Source organism: Kitasatospora sp. NPDC087861 (assembly GCF_044742585.1).
Classification (GTDB): domain Bacteria; phylum Actinomycetota; class Actinomycetes; order Streptomycetales; family Streptomycetaceae; genus Kitasatospora.
Genome location: NZ_JBIUUS010000057.1, coordinates 1 through 22,383, shown reverse-complemented (window position 1 = coordinate 22,383; position 22,383 = coordinate 1). Strand labels below are relative to the sequence as shown.

At 71.3% G+C, this 22,383-nt stretch carries 20 protein-coding genes; 7 read left to right on the top strand and 13 right to left on the bottom strand.

Going from position 1 to position 22,383, the window contains the following annotated elements; all coding sequences use genetic code 11:
* Positions 1-33: 33 nt before the first annotated feature.
* The 12 genes from ACIOJE_RS38670 to ACIOJE_RS38615 all read right to left on the bottom strand — a co-directional run bounded on the left by ACIOJE_RS38670 (position 34) and on the right by ACIOJE_RS38615 (position 11,201).
* Positions 34-1,500, bottom strand: a complete 1,467-nt coding sequence (locus ACIOJE_RS38670) for an MFS transporter (protein ID WP_400782991.1) — start codon at positions 1,498-1,500, stop codon at positions 34-36.
* Between the two features lie 146 nt (positions 1,501-1,646).
* Entirely contained in the window at positions 1,647-2,213 is a 567-nt protein-coding gene (locus ACIOJE_RS38665; protein WP_280679235.1) for a TetR/AcrR family transcriptional regulator, read from the bottom strand.
* 133 nt (positions 2,214-2,346) lie between these two features.
* Positions 2,347-3,042, bottom strand: coding sequence for a FadR/GntR family transcriptional regulator (locus ACIOJE_RS38660; RefSeq protein WP_280679236.1), 696 nt, complete (start codon positions 3,040-3,042; stop codon positions 2,347-2,349).
* Positions 3,043-3,181: 139 nt separating this feature from the next.
* On the bottom strand, positions 3,182-4,099 hold the full coding sequence (locus ACIOJE_RS38655) for an amidohydrolase family protein (RefSeq protein WP_400782988.1): 918 nt from the start codon (positions 4,097-4,099) through the stop codon (positions 3,182-3,184).
* On the bottom strand, positions 4,096-4,407 hold the full coding sequence (locus tag ACIOJE_RS38650; RefSeq protein ID WP_400782986.1) for an L-rhamnose mutarotase: 312 nt from the start codon (positions 4,405-4,407) through the stop codon (positions 4,096-4,098). Before ACIOJE_RS38650 ends, ACIOJE_RS38655 begins: the two co-directional genes overlap by 4 nt.
* A complete protein-coding gene (locus ACIOJE_RS38645; RefSeq protein ID WP_400782984.1) occupies positions 4,404-5,057 on the bottom strand; it encodes a lactate utilization protein C in 654 nt (217 codons plus the stop codon). Before ACIOJE_RS38645 ends, ACIOJE_RS38650 begins: the two co-directional genes overlap by 4 nt.
* Entirely contained in the window at positions 5,054-6,505 is a 1,452-nt protein-coding gene (locus ACIOJE_RS38640) for a LutB/LldF family L-lactate oxidation iron-sulfur protein (protein WP_280679243.1), read from the bottom strand. Before ACIOJE_RS38640 ends, ACIOJE_RS38645 begins: the two co-directional genes overlap by 4 nt.
* Positions 6,502-7,242, bottom strand: coding sequence for a (Fe-S)-binding protein (locus tag ACIOJE_RS38635; RefSeq protein WP_400782982.1), 741 nt, complete (start codon positions 7,240-7,242; stop codon positions 6,502-6,504). The genes ACIOJE_RS38640 and ACIOJE_RS38635 overlap by 4 nt, the downstream gene beginning before the upstream one ends.
* Complete coding sequence (locus tag ACIOJE_RS38630) at positions 7,242-8,240, bottom strand: aldo/keto reductase (RefSeq protein WP_400782979.1); 999 nt, start codon at positions 8,238-8,240, stop codon at positions 7,242-7,244. The genes ACIOJE_RS38635 and ACIOJE_RS38630 overlap by 1 nt, the downstream gene beginning before the upstream one ends.
* A complete protein-coding gene (locus tag ACIOJE_RS38625; RefSeq protein ID WP_400782977.1) occupies positions 8,237-9,001 on the bottom strand; it encodes an SDR family NAD(P)-dependent oxidoreductase in 765 nt (254 codons plus the stop codon). Before ACIOJE_RS38625 ends, ACIOJE_RS38630 begins: the two co-directional genes overlap by 4 nt.
* A complete protein-coding gene (locus ACIOJE_RS38620; protein WP_400782974.1) occupies positions 8,998-10,338 on the bottom strand; it encodes an L-fuconate dehydratase in 1,341 nt (446 codons plus the stop codon). Before ACIOJE_RS38620 ends, ACIOJE_RS38625 begins: the two co-directional genes overlap by 4 nt.
* Positions 10,339-10,349: 11 nt before the next feature.
* Positions 10,350-11,201, bottom strand: a complete 852-nt coding sequence (locus ACIOJE_RS38615; RefSeq protein ID WP_400782971.1) for a fumarylacetoacetate hydrolase family protein — start codon at positions 11,199-11,201, stop codon at positions 10,350-10,352.
* A gap of 515 nt (positions 11,202-11,716) precedes the next feature.
* Here ACIOJE_RS38615 and ACIOJE_RS38610 point away from each other — a divergent pair.
* From ACIOJE_RS38610 to ACIOJE_RS38585, 6 genes are all read left to right on the top strand, one after another.
* Positions 11,717-12,763: a sugar ABC transporter substrate-binding protein gene (locus ACIOJE_RS38610; RefSeq protein ID WP_280679253.1), complete on the top strand. Its 1,047-nt coding sequence runs from the start codon at positions 11,717-11,719 to the stop codon at positions 12,761-12,763.
* An 83-nt stretch (positions 12,764-12,846) separates the two neighbouring features.
* Complete coding sequence (locus tag ACIOJE_RS38605; RefSeq protein ID WP_400782967.1) at positions 12,847-14,403, top strand: sugar ABC transporter ATP-binding protein; 1,557 nt, start codon at positions 12,847-12,849, stop codon at positions 14,401-14,403.
* Complete coding sequence (locus ACIOJE_RS38600) at positions 14,387-15,418, top strand: ABC transporter permease (RefSeq protein WP_280679277.1); 1,032 nt, start codon at positions 14,387-14,389, stop codon at positions 15,416-15,418. The genes ACIOJE_RS38605 and ACIOJE_RS38600 overlap by 17 nt, the downstream gene beginning before the upstream one ends.
* Positions 15,419-15,552: 134 nt before the next feature.
* Positions 15,553-16,251, top strand: a complete 699-nt coding sequence (locus ACIOJE_RS38595) for a FadR/GntR family transcriptional regulator (RefSeq protein WP_400782962.1) — start codon at positions 15,553-15,555, stop codon at positions 16,249-16,251.
* An 80-nt stretch (positions 16,252-16,331) separates the two neighbouring features.
* Entirely contained in the window at positions 16,332-17,369 is a 1,038-nt protein-coding gene (locus ACIOJE_RS38590; protein ID WP_280679281.1) for a sugar ABC transporter substrate-binding protein, read from the top strand.
* Between the two features lie 612 nt (positions 17,370-17,981).
* The gene (locus tag ACIOJE_RS38585; protein ID WP_400782959.1) at positions 17,982-19,343 is read left to right on the top strand and encodes a DUF2254 domain-containing protein; all 1,362 of its coding nucleotides are present in this window, start codon (positions 17,982-17,984) and stop codon (positions 19,341-19,343) included.
* 64 nt (positions 19,344-19,407) lie between these two features.
* On the opposite strand, the gene ACIOJE_RS38580 is transcribed toward ACIOJE_RS38585, so the two are convergent.
* Complete coding sequence (locus tag ACIOJE_RS38580; RefSeq protein ID WP_400782956.1) at positions 19,408-21,210, bottom strand: APC family permease; 1,803 nt, start codon at positions 21,208-21,210, stop codon at positions 19,408-19,410.
* 388 nt (positions 21,211-21,598) lie between these two features.
* Between ACIOJE_RS38580 and ACIOJE_RS38575 the strand changes: the two genes are divergently transcribed.
* Positions 21,599-22,204, top strand: a complete 606-nt coding sequence (locus tag ACIOJE_RS38575) for a 2'-5' RNA ligase family protein (RefSeq protein ID WP_400782953.1) — start codon at positions 21,599-21,601, stop codon at positions 22,202-22,204.
* The last annotated feature ends 179 nt before the right edge of the window (positions 22,205-22,383 follow it).

Below are 22,383 nucleotides of genomic sequence, written 5' to 3'. Positions count from 1 at the left end.
GGCTGGAAAGGCAGGGCTCGGGGAGCAGGGCCCTCACCGGGTGCTGCCGGTCGGGCTCCCCGGTGCGGGCAAGCTGGTGCGGGGGCTGGTGCGGGGGGCGATGAGGCCCGCCAGGAGCGCGGCGGCAGCGGCGATGGCCGCCGCGGTGAGGAAGGCTGCCTGGTAGCCGCTGTTGACCGAGGCGAGGGTCGGGCCGGCCGTTGCGGTGCGACTGGTGGCGATGGCGCTCAGCAGGGCGAGCCCGATGGCTCCGCCGACCTGCTGGGTGGTGTTGATCAGCCCCCCGGCCAGGCCGGCGTCACTCGGTGCGACCTTGGCGGCGGCGGTGACGTTGATGCTGACGAAGGACAGGCCCAGTCCCGCTCCGACCAGGAGCGCGGGCCCGAGGACGTCGCCGGCGTAGGTGCCGTGGACGGAGGCGGTGGAGAACCAGCCGAGTCCGGCGGTGAGCAGCAGTGGCCCGGTGACCAGGACGGTCTTGACGCCGGTGCGGGCCGCGAGCCGCGGCGCGAGCCAGGCGGCTGCGGTGATCGTCAGGGCGAGGGGCAGTTGGCTGAGTCCGGCCTTGAGCGGCGTGTAGTGGAGGACCCGCTGCAGGTAGAGGGAGAGGAAGAAGAACAGGCCGACGGTGGTCGCGCCGACCGCCGCCATGACGGCGTTGGCCGAGGTGACGGTGCGCAGCCGGAAGATCCGCAGCGGCACCAGGGGATGGGCGACCGCCCGCTCTGTCGCGACGAACGCTGCCAGCAGGACTGCACCGAGACCGAGCGCGGACAGGACCAGGGGTGAGCCGAACCCGCTGTCGTGGCTCTGTGAGAGGCCGTAGACGATCAGGGCGAGTCCCGCGGTGAGGGTGGCCGCCCCGGGGAGGTCGACCCGCCCACCGGTCCCGGAGCTCCGGGGCACGTACCGCAGGGCGCCTGCGGCCACGACCGCCGCGACGGGGAGGTTGACGAAGAAGATCGCGGGCCAGCCGAGCGTGCCGGTGAGTACGCCGCCCAGGAGCACGCCCGCCGCGCCGCCGCTGCCGGCGACCGCTCCCCACACCCCGAGCGCCTTGGGCCGCTCGCTGCCGGCGAACAGGGTGGTGACCAGGGAGAGGGCGGCCGGTGACATCAGCGCCGCCGCCGATCCCTGGACGGCACGGGCGGCGATCAGCATGCCTGCCGAGGAGGCGAAGCCGGCGACCGCCGAGGCGGTGGCGAAGCCGACCAGGCCGGTCAGGAAGGTCGAGCGCCGGCCGCGGAGGTCGGCGATCCGGCCGCCGAGCATGAGCAGTCCGCCGAAGGTGAGCACATAGGCGGTGACCACCCAGGAGAGCGAGGGCGCCGACATGTGCAGGCCGGTGCCGATGTCCGGCAGGGCGATGTTCACGATCGACGAGTCGAGCACGACCATGAACTGGGCGACCGCGAGCACGGCCAGGGCGGCCCAGCGGCGCGGATGGGGCGAGGAGTTCTGAGCGGTGGGCGAAGCGGGCGGGGTGAGCAGGGCGTCCATGGCACCTGGCTCCTTCCTTGACTGATGTCGGTTGGCGATCAATATTGAGTGGCTAACCACTCACTCTCTTGAGCGAAAAACATGAGTGGCTGACCACTCATTTTCCTGAACCGAGAAGATGCGGGGCCGTACCCCGCCGCCCCTCCTCAGTAGTGGGTGACGCCCGCCGACAGCGTCCGCATCCAGGGCCCGTCCGATTCGTCCGCGCCCAGCGAGACGATCAGGTGACAGAGCATGCCGACAGCGAAGAACTGCTGGACCTGCTCCTCACTGCCACCGGAAGCACCGCGCACATACTCCACCAGGCGGGCATAACCCCGGCGGACCACCTCGCGCACGGCAGGCTCGGAGACGGCCGCCGCCTGGGCGTGCAATTGGATCAGCATGAGGTCGTTGTTGCTGATCAGCCGGGCATACCCATCACCCATGGCCCCCAGCACCACCTCCGGCGAGCTGCCCGGGGCCTCGGCCACGGCACTCTCCAGACTGGCTCGCACCTGGACGAAGCAGTGCTCGACCACGGCCGCGAACAGCAACTCCTTGCTGGGGAAGAGCCGGTAGACGTACGCCTGGGAGATGCCGGCCGCCTTGGCCACTTCGGTGGTGGTGGTGCCCCAGTAGCCACGCGCCGCGAAGGCGCCGATGGCGGTGCGCAGCACCGTCTCGCGGCGCTCCTCCGCGGTGGACAACTGGCGGGTTCGCTCCTTGCTCATATGAGTATTCAACCACTCACACTTTTGGCCGTCAACACCTCTTCGCGGTCGACTTTGCCGACTGCGTCGAATGCATCCCGTACATCCGCCCCGCCTACGCGGAGGTCGCGCCCCTTGAAGCCCTCGCCCCGGTTCAGCCGAGCGAGGATCCGGCTGCGCCGAGGGTGTCCCGCAGCCACTGCTCGACGCCTGCCACGTGCACCGTCGCCCAGGCGTGCGCGACATCGGGGCGGCGGTGGGCGATGGCGTCGAGGATGGCGCGGTGCTGCTGGCGGGTCCGGTCGACCGCGCCTTCCTCGGTCAGCCCGCGCCAGATCCTCGCCCGGGCGGTCGGGCCGGACAGGCCGTCGACGAACGAGCACAGGACGGTGTTGCCCGAACCAACCGCGATCCTGTGGTGGAACTCGAGGTCGTTGTCGATCAGCTCTTGCAGGGAGGCGTCGTCACTCAGGCTCTCCAGGACCTCTCCGAGCGCGGCGATGTCCTCGTCCGGCATCACTCGGGCGGCCATGGCTGCGGCGGCGGGCTCCAGAATGCGGCGGACCTCCAGGAACTCCAGCACCGAGTCGTCCTGGTGGAAGTCGACGACGAAGCCCAGCGCGTCCAGCAGCAGGTTGGGCTCCAGACTCGTCACGTACGTGCCGTCTCCCTGACGTACGTCGAGCACCCGGATGAGCGAGAGGGCCTTCACCGCCTCACGCAGGGAGTTGCGCGACAGACCGAGCCGCTCGGCCAGGTCGGCCTCCTTGGGGAGTCGCGAACCAGGGCGCAGCTCACCACTGACGATCATGGCTTTGATCTTCTCGATCGCCGAGTCGGTGACTGGCACGCCGCTGCCTCCCTGGTCCTGATCACTGCAGCATAGTCTCCCCGGCACCCACCCGGAGCTGGCCTTGATCGCGACAGGTCAAGGCCAGCCGGCACGATCCACAGGAGGCCGTCCATGCGACGGCCGCCCCGGGCAGGCCCTACGTCGTCCGGGTCGGTTGCGGTCCCGGCGGGCCGGCACGTCCCTGCGCAGGCCGGCGCGGGGCGCCGAGCCCGTACACACGGACCGCGTTGTGCCGGAACACCGCGTCCTTCTCCCCCGCGCTGAGCCCGTCCACGAGGTACCGGGTGATCCGGGTGACCTCGGCGTAGCCGGCCTCCAGGGTGCACACCGGCCAGTCGGAACCGAAGAGGAGCCGTTCCGGGCCGAAGGCCTCCAGGGCGGTGTCGGCGGAGGGCCTGAGGTCCGCCGTCCGCCACCGGCCGGGGGCGGCCTCGGTCACCAGGCCGGAAAGCTTTCCCACGGTGTTGGGCAGCGCGGCCAGGCGGCGCAGGTCCGCTGCCCAGGGGTCGAGCGTGCCGTCGGCGATCGGGGGCTTGCCGAGGTGGTCGAGGACGAACGTCAGGCCGGTGAGCCGGGCGGCCGCGAGGGCGGCGGCGGGCAGCTGGTGCGGCTTGACGACGAGGTCGTAGGCGAGACCGGCCTCGGCGACGGCGAGCAGGCCGCGCTGGACGTCGGGGCGCAGCAGCCACTCGGGGTCGGGTTCCTCCTGGACCTGGTGCCTGATGCCCACCAGCCGTTCCCCGCCGGGGAGTTCACGCAGGGCGGCGATCGCGTCGGCAACGCCGGGGGCGGTGAGGTCGGTCCAGCCGACGACGCCCGCGATCAGGTCGCTGCCGTCGGCCAGCGCCAGCAGTTCGGGGGTCTCCTCGGGGACGCAGACGGTCTGCACGACGACCGTGGCGACCACTCCGGCCTCCGCCGCTTCGGGGGCGAGGTCGACGGCGGTGAAGGAGCGGGCCAGTGGAGCGAGGGCCTCGCCGCTGATCCAGGGCTGCGGCCGCGTGTCGAGGTCCCAGACGTGGTGGTGCGCGTCGACGATCTGACGTCCGGTCACAGTTCCCACACGGTCGGGAGCCCGGCCCCGGCGCCGGCGTTCGAGTAGTCGTGGCTGATGTCGAGCAGTTCGCCCATCCTCTCCTGCCAGGTGATGTTGGCCGGGAGGTGCTCCAGTTCGGCGAGGAGCCGGGCGTAGTCCTCGCACTCCAGCAGGTGGAACAGCTCGCAACCGCTGCGCCAGATCGTCCACGAGGTGGCGCCGGCAGCCCGGATGGCTGCGACGAGTTCGGCGGGCACGTCCCGGTGGGCGGCCTCGTACTCGGCGATCCGGTCCGGGCGGAGGCGGGTGTGCAGGGCGACTCTCATGGCTGCTCCGGGTGGGTGGGGTGGTCGACGATGACGACATGCAGGGTGCGGGGGCCGTGCACGCCCTCGACGCGGTCGAGTTCGATGTCGCTGGTGGCAGAGGGTCCCGAGATGAAGGTCAGCGGCAGCACGGGGTCGAGGCGGGCGAGGGCGTCGGGGACGTCGGCGGCGATCTGTCCGGCGCGGATGACGCACAGATGGTAGTCGGGTACGAGGGTGAGGGCGCGGCGGCCCTGGCCCGGGCCGGCGTCGAGGACGATGGTCCCGGTGACGGCGATGCCGGCGGCGGCGAGGGTGCAGGCGCCGTCCAAGGCGTTCAGGGCCTGGACGTCCAGCGGTTCCGGGTGCCACTGCCAGTCGCCGGGCGGCAGCAGCTCGACGGGAAAGCCACTGGGCAGTGCCAGGTTGCTCGCCCCGGATGCGGTGAGCGCGGCGGCGATGGCGGCCGGCAGGCCCGCCTGGTCGGTGCGGGTGACGTTCGCCCGGTAGTCGGCGACCCGCTCGGCGAACAGGGCGACGATGTCCTCGCCCGGCTCGGTGTGGCTGCGGCGGTAGGTCCGGGGTACGGGGACGTCGTCGGGCCGTTCGTCGGCGGGGACGTCGGCGAGCGCCGCCCGGATGCGGCCGAGAACCGCCTCACGGCTGCTCATCGTTCACCTTCCCTGTTCTTGCGCCACCAGCTGCGGAAGGACTCTGCCGGAGGTGCGGGGGTGTCGCGGGTGTCGGACCATCCGTGCAGCGGGCCCGGCAGCCGGCCGATCCGCCCCTCCCTGGCGAGGGCCCTGCCACCGAGCGCGGCGGCCTTCTGGGCCGCGGAAAGCAGGCGCGGGGAATCGAGGACGGTGGCAGCGGCCTTCATGGCCAGCGCCTCAGCTCCCCTCGGCTTGCGCTCGACGGCCTTGGCCCGCAGGTGGGCCAGCACCTCCGGGATGTCGATCTTCACCGGGCAGGCGTCGTAGCAGGCGCCGCACAGAGTGGAGGCGAACGGCAGGGACGCCGCGTTCTCCACGCCGACCAGTTGCGGGGTGAGGACGGCGCCGATCGGTCCGGGGTAGACCGAGCCGTAGGCGTGGCCGCCGGTGCGCTCGAAGACGGGGCAGACGTTGAGGCAGGCCGAGCAGCGGATGCAGCCGAGTACCTGCCGTCCGACCTCGTCGGCGAGGGTGTCGGTGCGGCCGTTGTCGAGCAGCACCAGGTGGAACTCCCTGGGGCCGTCGCCGTCGGTGGTGCCGGTCCAGGTGGAGGTGTAGGGGTTCATCCGCTCACCGGTGGAGGAGCGGGGCAGCAGCTGGAGGAAGACCTCCAGGTCCGACCAGGAGGGGACGGTCTTCTCGATGCCCATGACGGTGATCAGCGTCTCGGGCAGCGTGAGGCACATCCGGCCGTTGCCCTCGGACTCCACGACGACGACCGTGCCGGTGTCGGCGACGGCGAAGTTGGCGCCCGAGACGGCCACCTTGGCGGTGAGGAACTTCTCCCTCAGGTGCAGGCGGGCTGCTTCGGCGAGTTCACGCGGGTCGTCGCCGAGGTTCTCCGGTGCGGGCTGCCCCCAGTGGGCCATTTCGGCGGTGAAGAGGTCGCGGATCTCGGTCCGGTTGCGGTGGATCGCGGGGACGAGGATGTGGGAGGGGCGGTCGTCGCCGAGCTGGACGATGAGTTCGGCGAGGTCCGTCTCGTAGGCGGTGATGCCGGCTTCGGCGAGGGCCTCGTTGAGGCCGATCTCCTGGGTCGCCATGGACTTGATCTTCACGACCTCGCGTTCGCCGGTGGCCTGCACGAGTTCGGTGACGATGCGGTTGGCCTCGGCGGCGTCCGAGGCCCAGTGCACGGTGCCGCCCGCGGCGGTGACGGCGGCCTCCAGCTGGACGAGGTAGCGGTCGAGGTGGCGTGCGGTGCGGTTCTTGATCGCGGTGGCGGCGTCGCGCAGTTGCTCCCAGTCGTCCAACTCGGAGGCGACGGCGAGCCGCTTGTCGCGGATGGTGGTGGTGGCGCGTTTCAGATTGGCGCGCAGCCGGGTGTTGCCGAGCGCCTCGCGGGCGGCGTCGGGAAAGGACGGGGAGCCGAGCCAGACGACGCCACGGCTGCCGGGCTTGCTCATCGTGCGGTTCCTTCGGTGGCGGCGAGGATCTCGGCCAGGTGCATGGTGCGCACGGTCGCGCCCTGGCGGGACAGTCCGCCGCCGATGTGCATCAGGCAGGAGTTGTCGGCGGCGCACAGGACCTCGGCTCCGCTGTCCAGCACGGCGGCGTTCTTGTCGGCGAGCATCGCGGCGGAGGTGTCGGCGTTCTTCACGGCGAAGGTGCCGCCGAAGCCGCAGCAGGAGTCGGCCGCGGGCAGGTCGACCAGGTCGATGTCCTCGACGGCGCGCAGCAGCCGGTCCGGGCGATCGCCGAGACGCAGGCCGCGCAGGGAGTGGCAGGTGGGGTGGTAGACGACGCGGTGCGGGAAGCGGGCACCGACGTCCGTGACGCCGAGAACGTCGGTCAGGAACTCGGTGAACTCGTACACCCGGGGCACCAGTTCGGTGACCTGTCGGAGGAGCGCGGCGGTGCCGTGCCGTGCGGCGAGCAGGGGGTGGTTGTCACGGACCATCCCGGCGCAGGAGGCGGACGGCGTGACCACGGCGTCGTAGTCGGCGAAGGCCCGGGCGAAGCGAGTCACCAGCGGGACGGCGTCGGGGCGGTAGCCGGTGTTGAAGTGCATCTGACCGCAGCAGGTCTGTTCCTGGGGGAACTCGACCCGGTGGCCGAGCCGCTCCAGCACGGTCACCACCGCGCGGCCGGTGTCAGGGAAGAGGGTGTCGTTGAAGCAGGTGATGAACAGGGCGATGCGCATCAGCTCACCTCCCCGGGGGTCGGGACGTCCGCGGGCAGCAGTCCGCGGTGCTTGAGCTCGGCCCAGAGCGCCGCCGGAACGGGGTGGTCGAGCATGGTGGCGGCGTCCCGGACCTCGCCGGCGTTGCGGGTGCCGACCAGCACGCTCGCCACCGCCGGGTGCCCGAACGGGAACCTCAGGGCGGCGGCGCGCAGCGGGACGCCGTGCCGCTCGCAGACGGCCTTGAGGTCGGTGGCCCTGGTGAGCAGGTCTGCGGGGGCCGCGGTGTAGTCGAAGGTGGCGCCGGGCCGCGGGTCGGCGAGCAGGCCGGAGTTGAAGACGCCGCCGATCACGACGCCGACACCGCGCCGGTGGGCCAGGGGCAGCAGTTCCGCAAGGCCCCGCTGGTCGAGGAGGCTGTAGCGGCCGGCCAGCAGGACGGCGTCGAGGTCGGTCTCGCGGATGAACCGGGCGGGCAGCCCGGCCTGGTTCATGCCGACGCCGATCGCTCCCAGGACGCCTTCGGCGCGCAGGCGTTCGAGTTCCGGGTAGGCCTCGGTGAGCGCCTGTTCGGCGTGGTCGTCGGGGTCGTGCAGGTAGGCGATGTCGATCCGGTCGAGGCCGAGCCGGTTCAGGCTGTCCTCGATGGAGCGGCGCACCCCCTGGGCGCTGAAGTCCCAGACGCGGTGGTGGGTGGCGGGCACGGCGAAGCCGTTGGCCAGGTCGTCGCCGTCGCTGGAGGGGGCCGGCTCCAGCAGGCGTCCGACCTTTGTGGAGATCGTGTACTGGTCCCGGGGGAACGCGCGCAGGGCGGCGCCGAGTCGCCGCTCGGACAGGCCCAGGCCGTAGTGCGGGGCGGTGTCGAAGTACCGTACGCCGGACTCCCAGGCGGCGGCGACGGCCTGTTCGGCCTGTTCGTCGGTGACCGGGGTGAACAGGTTGCCGATGCCGGCGGCGCCGAAGGCGAGTTCGGTCACCTGGACCCTGCTGCGGCCGAGGGGGTTGTGGCGCGGTTTCACGGGCGTGGCTCCGGTCGCAGGCGCAGGCCGGCCATGCCGCCGTCGACGGCGAGGGCGGTGCCGGTGACGCTGGCGGCGGCCGGGGAGGCGAGGTAGGCGATGGCGGCGGCGACCTCCTCGGCGGTGACCAGCCGGCCGGTGGGCTGGCGGGCGTTCAGTGCGGAGCGCTCGGCGGCCGGGTCGTCGGCCGCGTCGAGCAGCCGGCCGACCCACGGGGTGTCGACGGTGCCGGGGTTGACGCAGTTGACGCGGATCCCTTCGCGGACGTGGTCGGCGGCCATGGCCAGGGTGAGCGAGAGGACGGCGCCCTTGCTCGCCGAGTAGAGCGCGCGCTGGGGCAGTCCGGCGGTGGCGGCGATGGAGCAGGTGTTGACCACCGACGCCGCGTTCGAGTGGCGCAGGTACGGCAGGGCGGCGCGGGTGGTGCGGACGATGCCGAGCACGTTGACGTCCAGGACGTGGTGCCACTGCTCGTCCGGGTTGTCCTCGACGGTTCCGGCGGCGCCGATGCCGGCGTTGTTGACCAGGATGTCGATCCCGCCGAGCGCTTCGGCCGCGGCCTGGACGGCGGCGCGCACGGAGCGGTCGTCGGCGACGTCGGCGGTGAAGCCGCGCAGCGGGGCGCCGGCGCCGCTCGGGTCGAGGTCGAGGACGGCGACGTCCGCTCCGCGTTCGCCGAGGAGTCGGGCGGTGGCCAGTCCGATGCCGGAGGCACCGCCGGTGACCAGGGCGGTGAGCCCGTCGAGGTCGCGGGTGGTCATGAGCGCTCCTCCTTGTCGCCGCCGGCCAGGTCGGCTGCCCAGAACGCGCCGTCGGGGTAGGTGTAGGTGTCGATGGTGGCCTGGTGCATGGTGGCGGAGAAGCCCGGGGTGGTGGGCGTGCGGTAGTGGCCGGCGTCGATGACGACGGGGTCGAGGAAGTGCTGGTGGAGGTGGTCGACGTACTCGATGACGCGGTCCTCGGTGGTGCCGGAGAGCGCGACGTAGTCGAACATCGACAGGTGCTGGACGAGTTCGCACAGGCCCACGCCGCCGGCGTGCGGGCACACGGGGACGCCGAACCTGGCGGCGAGCAGCAGGATGGCGAGGTTCTCGTTCACGCCGGCCACCCGGGCCGAGTCCAGCTGGAGGACGTCGATGGCGCCGGCCTGGAGCAGCTGTTTGAAGACGATGCGGTTCTGCACGTGCTCGCCGGTGGCGACCTTGATCGGGTGGACACCGCGCCGGACGGCGGCGTGGCCGAGCACGTCGTCCGGGCTGGTCGGCTCCTCGATCCAGTAGGGGTCGAACTCGGCGAGCGCGTTCGTCCACTCGATCGCCTCGGCGACGTTCCAGCGCTGGTTGGCGTCGATCGCCATCCGGATGTCCGGACCGACGGCCTCGCGGGCGGCGCGGCAGCGGCGGACGTCGTCCGCCAGGTCGGCGCCGACCTTCAGCTTGATCTGGGTGAAGCCGTCGGCCACCGCCTCCTTGGCGAGGCGGGTGAGCTTCTCGTCGCTGTAGCCGAGCCAGCCGGGCGAGGTGGTGTAGGCGGGGTAGCCGCGGCGCAGGAGTTCGGCGGCCCGCCCGGGTGCGCCCTGTCTGCCCTTGCGCAGCAGGTCGAGGGCCTCATCAGGCGTCAGCGCGTCGGCGATGTAGCGGAAGTCAACCTGGGACACCAGCCATTCGGGGTCGGCGTCGGCCAGCAGCTGCCACAGCGGCTTGCCCGCACGCTTGGCGGCGAGGTCCCAGACGGCGTTGACGACGGCTCCGATCGCCATGTGCATCACGCCCTTCTCGGGGCCGAGCCAGCGCAGCTGGCTGTCACCGATCAGGTCGTGGTACAGGGAGCCGGGGTCGGCGCACAGCTCGGCGACGGACCGTCCGACGATGTGCTCGCTCAGCGCGTCGATGGCGGCGACCTGGACGTCGTTGCCACGGCCGATGGTGAAGGTGAACCCGTGGCCCTCGTGGCCGCCCGCAGAGGCGCGCAGGACGACGTAGGCGGCGGAGTAGTCGGGGTCGGGATTCATGGCGTCGGACCCGTCCAGCTCCCGCGAGGTGGGGAAGCGGATGTCGTAGGTGTCGACGGCCGTGATCCGCGCTGTGGTTGCGGACAACGTGGTGCCTTTCAGGCGTTGGAGAAGGTCTGGCGCTGGATACCGAGGCCGTCGATGGTCAGTTCGACGGTGTCGCCCGCGCGCAGGTAGGGGGTGCCGGGCAGACCCAGGGCCACGCCGGCCGGGGTGCCGGTGTTGATGACGTCTCCGGGCCGCAGCACCATGTACTGGCTGAGGTACCAGATCAGGTACGGGACGTCGAAGATCATGTTCTTGGTGCTGCCGCTCTGCCGCTGCTCGCCGTTGACGGCCAGACGAAGGCCGAGGGCCTGCACGTCGCCGGCCTCGTCCGGGGTGACCAGCCAGGGGCCGAGCGGGTTGAAGGTCTCACAGGACTTGCCGAGGTCCCACTGCCCGGAGTACTCGAGCTGGAACTCCCGCTCGGACACGTCGTTGCTGATCGCGTAACCCGCGACATGGGCGAGGGCCTGTTGGGGCGAGTCCAGGTAGCGGGCCTCGCGGCCGATCACGACCGCGAGTTCGACCTCCCAGTCGGTCTTGGCCGAGCCGCGCGGGATCAGCACCTGGTCATAGGGGCCGACCACGGCGGACGGGTCCTTCATGAAGACCACCGGCCGGGCGGGGACGGCCGCGCCGGTCTCCTCGGCGTGGTCGCGGTAGTTGAGGCCGATGCAGACGACCTTGCCCGGGCGGGTGATGGGTGCACCGATCCGCTGGCCGACCGGGTCGATCGGAGGGAGCTCTCCGGCGGCCAGGGCGGCGCGAACGCGGTCGATCCCGTCCGAGGCGAGGAACGCCCCGTCGATGTCATCGGTCAGGCCCGAGAGTGCAAAGACCCGGCCGTCGTCGCCGAGGGCTGCCGGAGCCTCTTCTCCCGCCGGTCCGATCCGCACGAGCTTCATGGCCTGACTCCTGTCATAGGTCTGCGGGCCGGGGCTCTTCACCGGGCCGACACATCGGATGAATCCTCGACGACCTGACCATACGAGTGTCGGCCACCCACCGCAAGAAGTCCTCCGATGTCTGTCGGCGTCCGTCGGGTGCCAGGAGCCGAACATCTCCTAACTGTTCATCAAATATCAAGCTCAGACAGTAGATAACAGCTCACTGCGATGCGGAATGGAGGCCCGGACGTTACGGTTGAGATTCGCCCGAGGTTTCCCTATTGTCAGTCATGCGCCAAGCTCGTATGGTCCTCGTGATCGCAAGCCCTCCGATGATTACGGGGAGCACGATCCGGCGCGCCTGCCACGACCCGCCGCATCCATGGCCTCCCTCCTGGATGACGGCCGGGAAGGGAGATCCGGCTCAACCACCCCCGCTTCACCTCCCGGGGACAGGCCGCTCCGCCTCCCGCCACACCGGCTCCCCACCCTCGCAGGGGAGCCCGGACATCCCAGCCAAGGAGATCAGCACCATGAAGCCTCGCTCCTCCAGAATCGCGGCCACGGCCGCCGCCGTAGTCGTCCTGGCGGGGGCCGCCACGGCCTGCAACCGCGGCAGCACGACGGACTCCGCCGCCGGCGGCAAGCCGGCGCTCGGCATCGACCTGCCGCGTGCGGACTCCGACTTCTGGAACTCCTACGCGCAGTACATCAAGCAGGACGCCTCCGCCCAGGGCCTCAACACCCTGCCGGTGAGCAACTCGCAGAACGACGTCACCAAGCTGGTCGCCAACGTCCAGGTCTTCCAGAACACCGGCGCCAAGGCCGTCGTCATGGCCCCGCAGGACACCGGCGCGATCGCCTCCACCCTCGACCAGCTGACCGCCAAGAAGATCCCCGTGGTCAGCATCGACACCCGCCCCGACAAGGGGAACGTCTACATGGTGGTGCGCGCCGACAACAAGGCGTACGGCACCAAGGCCTGTGAGTTCCTCGGCCAGCAGCTCGGCGGCAAGGGCAAGGTCGCCGAACTCCAGGGCGCGCTGAGCTCCGTCAACGGCCGCGACCGATCCGAGGCCTTCGCCGCCTGCATGAAGGAGAAGTTCCCCGACATCCAGGTGACCGAGCTGGCCACCGACTGGAAGGGCGACGTCGCCTCCGCCAAGCTCCAGTCCACCCTGGCCGCCAACCCGGACCTGGGCGGCGTCTACCTGCAGGCCGGCGGTGTCTTCCTGCAGCCCACCATCGCCCTGCTCCAGCAGAAGGGCCTGCTCAAGCCCGCCGGCCAGCCCGGCCACATCGCCATCGTCTCCAACGACGGCATCCCGCAGGAGTTCGACGCGATCCGCAAGGGCGACATCGACGCGACCGTCTCCCAGCCCGCCGACCTCTACGCCAAGTACGCGCTGTTCTACGCGCAGGCCGCGGCCGAGGGCAAGACCTTCCAACCCGGTGCCACCGACCACCAGTCGACCATCATCCAGCTGCCCAACGGACTGGAGGACCAGCTTCCCGCGCCGCTGGTCACCAAGGAGAACGTCGACGACAAGTCCCTCTGGGGCAACGGCGTAGGCAAGTAGCCCACCGACCCCTCGTGCGTGGCGGCCAGGACCCCCCTTCCCGGGCCGCCACGCACGGATCCTGCGGAAAGGACATCCCCGCCATGGCGGACCCCAGCCCCGTCCGGGGCCCCGTCGTCGAGGCCGACGGGATCAGCAAGCGCTTCGGCGCCACGGTCGCGCTCAGCGACGCCCGCATCTCGGTCGCGCCCGGCGAGTCGCACGCCCTGGTCGGCCGCAACGGCGCGGGCAAGTCCACGCTCGTGTCGATCCTCACCGGCCTGCAGAACCCCGACACCGGCACCCTGCGCTTCAACGGCGAGCAGGCCCCGGCCCCCGGTGACACCGACGCCTGGCGGTCCAGGGTCGCCTGCGTCTACCAGCGCTCCACCATCATCCCCGCGCTGACCGTCGCCGAGAACCTCTTCCTGGACAGGCAGAGCAAGGGCGTCCTGCGCCCGATCAGCTGGAAGCAGCTGCGCGGCCGCGCCACCGAGCTGCTCGCCGAGTACGGCGTGGACGTCGCCCCGACCGCGCGCGCCGAGGACCTGAGTGTCGAGCAGCGCCAGTTCGTCGAGATCGCCCGGGCGCTGTCCTTCGGGGCCCGCTTCATCATCCTGGACGAGCCCACCGCCAAGCTCGACGCGCGCGGCATCGATCGGCTCTTCGACAAGCTGCGCTCACTGCAGGAACAGGGCGTCGCCTTCCTGTTCATCTCCCATCACCTGCAGGAGGTCTACGACCTCTGCACCACCGTCACGGTCTACCGCGACGCCCGGCACATCATCACCGCACCGGTCGCCGAACTCGACCAGCAGGCCCTGGTGGAAGCGATGACCGGCGAGAGCTCCCGGGGCAGCGAGCCCGCCTGGTCGGTGACCGGCCGGACGCGCCCCGACGGTGCCCCGCTGCTGGACGTCTCGGGCCTGAGCCTGGCCGGCGCCTACCAGGACTTCTCCCTGACCGCGCACGCCGGCGAGGTCGTGGGCCTGGCCGGCGCGGCCGCCAGCGGCAACGTCCGGCTCGGCGAGACCATCGCCGGTCTGCACCGCCCCCAGGCCGGCACGATCACCGTCGCGGGCCGCCCGGTGCGCACCGGTCGCGTTCCCGCCGCTCTCGCGGCCGGCATCGGGTTCGTGCCCGAGGACCGGCACATCCAGGGCCTCATCCCGCAGCGCAGTGTCGCCGAGAACGCCACCCTGACCGTCACCGGCCAGCTCGGGCCCTTCGGCACGGTGCTGCCCTCCCGTACCCGGGCCTTCGCCGAGCGGATGATCGGCGACCTCGACATCAAGACACCCGGCCCCTCGGCCCCGGTGTCCGCACTGTCCGGCGGCAACCAGCAGAAGGTGGTCATCGCCCGGGCGCTGGCCACCGAGCCGCACGTCCTGGTGGCCATCCGGCCCACCAACGGCGTCGACGTCAAATCCAAGGAGTCCCTGCTCGGCACCGTCCGCGAGGTCGCCGACGCCGGGAAGAGCGCTCTCATCGTGTCCGACGAACTCGACGACCTGCGGGTCTGCGACCGCGTCGTGGCCATGTTCCACGGCCGCGTCGTCGCCGAGTTCGAGCACGGCTGGAGCGACGAACAGCTGGTCGCAGCCATGGAGGGCATGTCCGGCCCGACCGACACGAAGGAACGCGATGTCTCCCACCACTGAGGTCCGCCCGCGCGCGGCCACCGCCGGCACCGCACCGGCCGGCCGGCGCTTCGACCTCGCCCGCTACCGTGACCTGTCGCTCGTACCGGTCCTGCTCGTCCTCGGCGTCATCGGCTTCGCCGTCTCACCCGCCTTCCTCACCTCCGACAACCTCCTGGGCGTCGGCCAGCAGGCCACCGAACTGAGCCTGCTGGTGCTGGCCGAGGCGCTGATCCTGATCGTCGGCCGGATGGACCTGTCCCTGGAATCCACGATCGGCGTGGCCCCTGTCATCGCCGTCTGGCTCGTCCTCCCCGACCACGGCGCGCGCTTCAACGGCCTCGGGCTCCTTCCCTCCTGGACGGCCATCCCGCTGTGCCTGGCCGTCGGCGCGCTCATCGGGGCGATCAACGGGTTCCTGATCCTCAAGCTGCGCCTCAACGGCTTCATCGTCACCCTCGGCGCGCTCACCCTGCTCCGCGGCCTCCAGGTCGCGATCTCCCAGGGCCAGTCGATCGTCACCCTGCCTGGCTCCTTCACCTACCTCGGCAGCACCAGCTGGCTCGGCGTCCCCGCGGCGATCTGGATCTGCGCCCTGCTCTTCCTGGCCGGCGGCTGCGCCCTCGCCTGGCTGCGCCACGGCCGCGCCCTGTACGCGATCGGCGGCAACTCCGAGGCCGCCCGCGCCGCCGGCATCCGGGTCGACCGGATCACCTGGATCGTGCTGATCCTCGGCAGCCTGCTGGCCGCCTTCGCCGGCGTCCTCTACACCGGCCACTACGGCTCCATCTCCGCCGACCAGGGCAACGGGTGGATCTTCCAGGTCTTCGCCGCCACCGTCATCGGCGGCGTCAGCCTCAACGGCGGCCGCGGCACCCTCTTCGGCGCCCTGACCGGTGTGCTGACCCTCCAGCTCGTGGTCAACGTCATGACCCTCGCGGGCGTGCCGCCGCTGTGGAACCAGTTCCTCAACGGCGCGATCATCATCGTCGCGCTGATCATCTCCCGCTTCGCCTCGGGCGAGAAACAGGAGTGACGGGTCCCCCGGCCTGAGAGCCGCCGAAGCGGCGCGACCAGCTCCGCGGGAACCGGTCGCGCCGCTTCGGCCTCCCCTTCCCCGCCCCCTCGACCGACCATCACTCCCATGCCCGCACGCAGGAGGCGAACACCATGGCGGTGACCGACCATGCCATCGAGAAGATCAAGGAAATGATCGTCTCCGGCGCTCTGCTGCCCGGCGCGAGACTCCCCAACGAGGCCGTTCTCGCCGACCAGCTCGGGCTGTCCCGCAACTCGCTGCGCGAGGCTGTCCGAGCGCTCACCGCGATGCGGATCCTCGTCCCCAGGCAGGGCGACGGCACCTACGTCTCCGGTCTGGAGCCACACCTCCTGCTGGAAGCCATGGCCTTCGCCGCCGACGTCTCCCACGGGCACACGGCCCGGCAACTCCTCCAGGTACGGCGCCTGCTGGAGCCACAGGTCACCGCCCTCGCCGCCGGCCTGCTCACCGACGACCACCTGCGAACGCTGCGGGCCGTCCTCGACCAGAGCGCTGCGGCCGCCGGCATCGAGGAGTTCATCGAGCTCGACATCGAGTTCCACCGCACCATTGCCGATGCCGTCGGCAACCCCGTGCTGTCCACCCTGCTCGGTATCCTCTCCACCCACACCCAGCGGCTGCGCATCGTGCGCGGTACGCACAACACCCCTGCCCGCGAGCAGGCCCACCGCGAACACGAGGCCATCTGGCGGGCCCTGGTCGACCACGATGCCGTCCTGGCCGCCAGTGCCAGCACCGTGCACGTCGCCGCCGTCGAGGACTGGCTGGCCGCCGGCACCGACCCCCCGGACCTCGACGCCATCGCCTGAAGGCGACGTGCCGCATCCCGCGAATCCGTTCCCCTCCCCCTCAGCGCGCAAAACCCCCACGACCCAGGACGGTCTGACACATGAAGAGCCGAACCATCCGGACCACCTGCACGGGCTGCATCGCCGTGTTGCTCGCCGGCTGCCTCACCGCCTGCGGTGGCAGTGATGACCCCGGCAACTCCCGCCCCCAGATCGGCATCGACATCCCCCGCGCCGACTCCGACTTCTGGAAGGCGTACGCGAAGTACATCCAGCAGGAGATCAACGACCAGCAGCTGAGTGTCCTGCCCCCGACCCGTTCGAACGGCGACGACGCGACGTTCACCGCCAACGTCCACTCGCTGGCCACCCGGCATCCCAAATCCATCGTCATGGCGCCGCAGAACACCATGACCACCGATTCGACACTCTCCGAGTTGTTCCGTGCCAACATCCACACGATCAGCGTGGACACCGAACCGGAGCACGGCAGCGTCTACATGGTGGTCCGCACCGACAACAAGGCGTACGGCGCCAAGGCCTGCGAGTTCCTCGGCAAGCAGCTCGGTGGCAAGGGCAAGGTCGCCGAACTCCAGGGCGCACTGAGCTCCATCAACGGATACGAACGCTCCGAGGGATTCGCCGCCTGCATGAAACGCAACTTCCCCGGTATCCAGGTGATCGCGCTGCCCACCGACTGGAAGGGCGACGTCGCCTCCGCCAAGCTCCAGTCCACCCTCGCCGCCAACCGGGACCTGAACGGCATCTACCTGCAGGCCGGCGGCGTCTTCCTCCAGCCCACCCTCGACCTCCTACGCCAGAAGGGCCTGCTCAAGCCCGCCGGCCAGCCCGGCCACATCGCCATCGTCTCCAACGACGGCATCCCGCAGGAGTTCGACGCGATCCGCAAGGGCGACATCGACGCGACCGTCTCCCAGCCCGCCGACCTCTACGCCAAGTACGCCCTGTACTACGCCAAGGCCGCGGCCGAGGGCAGGAACTTCCAACCCGGGCCCACCGACCACCAGTCGACCATCATCCAGCTGCCCAACGGCCTGGAGGACCAGCTCCCCGCTCCCCTGGTCACCAAGGAGAACGTCGACGACCCGTCGCTCTGGGCCAACCACGCCGCGGGCTGACCGAGGCGGGCCGCAGAACCAGGCCGGCCTCCACCGCACCAACGGGACGACGGGACTCCGGTCTGTGCACCACCACTGATTGCTCCCCCACCCACCCCCGCTGAGGGGCCGCACCATGCGAAGTGCACCGGTGGCCAGGGCGATCGTCGCCCTGGCCCTGGGTACCGCCGCCGCCTGGTCACCCGCCACGGCGACCGCCTCCTCCTCGACCACGACCACCACTCGTCCGGCATCGACGACCCGAAACCACCCCAGACCGTCCTCGCCAAGGCCGCCACCGAACTGGCCGCCGTCCAGACCGTCCTCGCCAAGGCCGCCACCGAACTGGCCGCCGTCGAGAACGTCGAACTCGGCGACCTCACCGGCCGCGCCGGGCACGCCGTCCTCCTCAGCCGCGAGGACTCCTCCCCCGTCCGGGTTCCCGCCGACCGCCTCCTGCAGCGGGACGGCCCCGTGCGAGAGACCGCCACGAAGCCGGCCGACGGCCGACGGCCGCTGGCAGCGTCCGGCTTCCGTAACCGTGGCAGCGGTGGCGCACCAGTCAGCTCGGGAGTCCCTCGGCGCCCTGGGCCGGGCAGGACGGCGGGTGCGGCGAGAAGTCGGGCGGGTCGGATGATGCGCGGCGGGGCGTTTCTGGAGGCCGACTGGCGGCGCGAGACCCTGCGCACCAACCTGTGGCTGGTCCCGGCGGTCGAGGCGGCGGTCGCGGCCGCCCTGTTCGCCTGCACCGTGCTGTTGGACCGGTCCGCCTACAACGGCCGCTTCTCCCTGCCGACGTGGGTGCTGAGCGGAGCCGCCGACGGTGCCCGGCAGATCCTGACCACGGTCGCCGCGGCGATCATCACCGTGGTCGGCCTGGTCTTCTCGATCACGATCGTCGCCCTGACCCTGGCATCGACCCAGTTCGGGCCCCGGATGCTGCGCAACTTCATCCGGGACCGCGGTACGCAACTGACCCTGGGCACCTTCGTGGCCACCTTCTTCTACACCGTGCTGGTCCTGGTCGCGATCGGCCCCGGACCGCACGGGGACTTCGTCCCGCACCTGTCGATCACCGTGTCCCTCGCACTGACCGTCGTCGATCTGGCCGTGCTGATCTACTTCATCCACCACATCGCGACGATGATCCAGCTGCCCCAGGTCATCGCGAGCATCGCCGACGACCTCGGCCGCGCCATCGAGACCCAGGGCGGCACGGACACCGACGTACCCGGGACCCTGCGCGCCGGTCCCACCGAGGACGAGCTGATCCGGCGGATCGAGTCCTCCGGGGCCACGATCCCGACCCCGGCCAGCGGCTATCTGCAGTACATCCGACACGAACGGCTGGTCCTGATCGCCACGGAGTCGGGTGCTGTGCTCCACCTTCCGTACCGGCCCGGCCACTTCCTCGTCCGGGGACAGCCCCTCGCGACCGTCTGGCCCGCCGAGGCCGCGCCCGAGGTGGCGCAGGAACTGACCCGCGGGCATGTCACCGGGCCGTACCGGACGCTGACCCAGGACGTGTCCTTCGGCGTCGACCAGTTGGTGGAGATCGCGATCCGCGCCCTCTCGTCCGCCGTGAACGACACGTTCACCGCGCTGACCTGCATCGACTGGCTGAGCGAGTGCCTGTGCCGGATCACCACCGGATGGCATCCGCAGCGCGTGCACCGGGACGTGAGCGGCCACATCCGTGTCATCGCCTACCAGGCCGACTACGACCGGCTGGTCCAGCGCGCCTTCGAGAAGATCCGCCAGTCGGCGCCCGGCATGCCCGCGGTGATGATCCGCCAGCTGGACGGCCTTCACAAGATCATGGAACAGACCTCGGCGCCGGCCAGGCGCCAGGTCCTGCTGGAGCAGGCGGCCATGATCCAGCGGTCGTGCGACGCCTCGGTCCCCGAGGAGGCCGACCGCCTGGACGTGCGCCGCAGGTACCGCGCACTGCTCGCCCTCCGGGACGACGTGGAACCGGCGCCCGCCGAGTTGTAGGCGACGGTGCCCGGCCGCCGTCGGCCAGGGCGCGTCACGGTGCCCGGCCGCCGTCGGCCGGGCCTCACAGCGAGAGCCGGTGCGGCAGGACGCAGACGACGACGTCGGTGCGGGCCCGCAGGACGGCCGCGAGCAGGATGCCGCGCTGGTTCTGCAGAATCTGGTAGCGGCGGTGCCGGGGCTCGACCTCGGGGATGAGGACCGCGATCTGGCGGCCGCCCAGTGCCTCGTTCCGGACGTACCGGACGATGGGCTCGACCAGCGAGCGCTGCGGACTGTCGATCACCTGCAGGCGCACACCGGGGTTCCACTCGTCCCACCGCCTGACCAGGGCGTCGGCCGTCCCGGGGTCGGACTGGACGGTGACGGCGACCACCTCGTCGCCGAGCGCGAGTGCGGCGCTGAGCGCGTGCTCGGCCAGCTTGCTGACCTCGCCGATCGGCACGATCACCAGACTGGAGTTGCGGGTCGGCCGCGCGGGGACCCGGCCGAGTCCAAGCTCGACCTCGACGGCCGTGTAGTAGCCCTGGATCCGCGCGAAGAGCAGCATCATCAGCGGTACCGCGACCACGACGAGCCAGGCGCCCTCCAGGAACTTCGAGAGCAGGAACACCAGCGTCGCCACCGCCGTCATCACGGCCCCGGTGCCGTTGATCACCGCCCGGCGCCGCCAGCCCGGTGGGCGCTGTCGGCGCCAGTGCCGGACCAGACCGGTCTGGCTGATGGTGAAGCCGGTGAAGACCCCGATGGCGAAGAGCGGGATCAGCCGCTGGGTGTCGGCGTCGACGGCGAGCAGGAGCAGCGCGGAGAGCAGGGCGAGCGCGAGCACGCCGTAGCGGTACACGGGGCGTTCCCTGCGCAGCCCGAACAGGTGGGGCAGCCGGTGGTCCCGGGCCAGCAGGCTCATCAGGACCGGCAGCCCGCCGAAGCTGGTGTTGGCGGCCAGCGCCAGGATGACGGCGACGAGCACATTGGTCGCGTAGTACGCCCACCCGTCGCCATAGGCTCCGGCAGCCAGTTGGGCCAGCACCGTCACCCCGTCGCGCGGGGCGACGTGGTCGCGGCGGATCAGCACCGCCAGGCCCAGCAGCATCACCCCGAGCAGTGCGCCGAGCATCAGTTCGGTGCGCTGGGCGCGCTTCGCGCGCGGCTCGCGGAAGGCCGGCACGCCGTTGGCGATCGCCTCCACCCCGGTCAGGGCGGAGCAGCCGGCGGCAAACGCCTTGAGTACGAGCAGCAGGCCGAGGGTGGCGGTCACCGGTACGGTCCGGGCGGTACCGACCACGGCGGCGGGGTGGGTCCTGGCCAGTCCCAGCACGATGATGCCGAGGATGGTCCCGATGAACAGCACCGTGGGGAGCATCATCACCCGGGCGCTCTCCGCGATGCCGCGCAGGTTCACCAGGGTGAGCAGGGCCAGCAGGCCGAGGCAGACCTCCACCAGGTGCCCGTTCAGCGTGGGGAAGGCGGAGGCGAGACTGGCGGCTCCGGCCGCGAGGCTGACGGCGACGGTGAGCACGTAGTCCACCACCAGGCTCGCCGCCGCCAGCAGGCTGACCGGTGCGCCGAGGTCCTTCTTGGCGACCGCGTAGGCACCGCCGCCGTCCGGGTGGACGGCGATCACCTGTCGGTAGGAGACCACCAGGACGGCGAGCAGCACGGTGATGGCCACGGTGATCGGCAGTGCGGCGGTGAGGGCGCCCGTGCCCGCCGCGATCAGCACGAGGACGATCGCCTCGGGCCCGTACGCGACGGAGCTCAGTGCGTCGAGTGACAGCGCGGCGAGCCCCTCCAGGCTGGTCAGGTGGTCCCGGCCACCCTCTCCCGGCAACAGCCGTACCTTCGGGCGGAGCTCACGACGGGACATGCCGTATGCCAAGGAGACCTCACCGCCGACGGAGGGTTGACGCCATCGCCCAGTCTGCCGGGCCGCGTGACGGCACGGCGCGCCCGGCAGCCGTCGCCGGGAGGCCGGTCACACTGACGGGTCAATCGACCGACGGACGGTCATCCCCTCGTCGGAGAATCGCAGGACGCCGCCGCGCTCGCCCGGTCCGGGTACGCGCCGTGCTGATCTGCGCCGACGACGACGCGAGCCTGCACGGCCGGCGGGCCCACGCCGACAACCACGATCTACGCGTCGCCTGGAGCCCGGACGGCCGGCCCACACCCGTCCTGCCCTGGGACGAACCCCACGACGACCACGCGGCCGTCTCCATGGAAAACCGGCCTTCCCGGTCCCTCACCATGGAGGGATGGACAGACACCCGATCGACGTTCCGGGCGTCCTGAACGTCGGACCGACACCCCGGACAGCGCTTGCCTGGCTGCCGCCGGCGGAACTGTGGCAGGCCGTCCAGCGGATCCGGGAGGAACACGATCCGCAGATCCGCCGCTGGCCGCCGCACGTCAACGTGCTGTTCGGCTTCGTCTCGGAGGCAGACTTCGGGCCCGCGCTCCCGCTGCTGGGCGCCGCCGCGGCCGAGCACGCCCCGTTCACCACGCGTCTGCACGGGGTGCGCCACTTCCCCCACCGCCACGACGCCACGGTCTGGCTCGACCCGGCGAGCGGCGGCCCCGGCCCGTGGCAGGCGCTCCACGGCTCGCTGGCGGAGCGCTTCCCCCGCTGCCGGGGTCAGGCGGACGACTTCACACCCCACCTGTCCTTGGGACGGACCCGGAACCCACGCCAGCTCGCACCCGAACTGGCCGCCCGCCTGGGCACCACCTCGACACGGGTCACCGAACTCACCCTCCTCTCCCGCCGGGGCGACGGCCCGATGCGGGCCCGGTTCACAGTCGAGCTGGGCACGGGCGAGATCCGGCAACTGCCACAACTGCCGGACCTCGGGCCCGCGTGAGCGCGGGTCTCAGCTCCCCACCGACGCGTTCGAGGTCATCGGCGGCGCTGGTGTCTGCCCCGGCCGGGGCTGGAAAAGGAGCACCAGCCACCGCGCCAGTTCCCGACCCTACTGAGCCGCGCGAAGGCAACCGGTCAGTCCTGGACCTCGACCTCGACGGCCGTACGGATCTCCAGAGT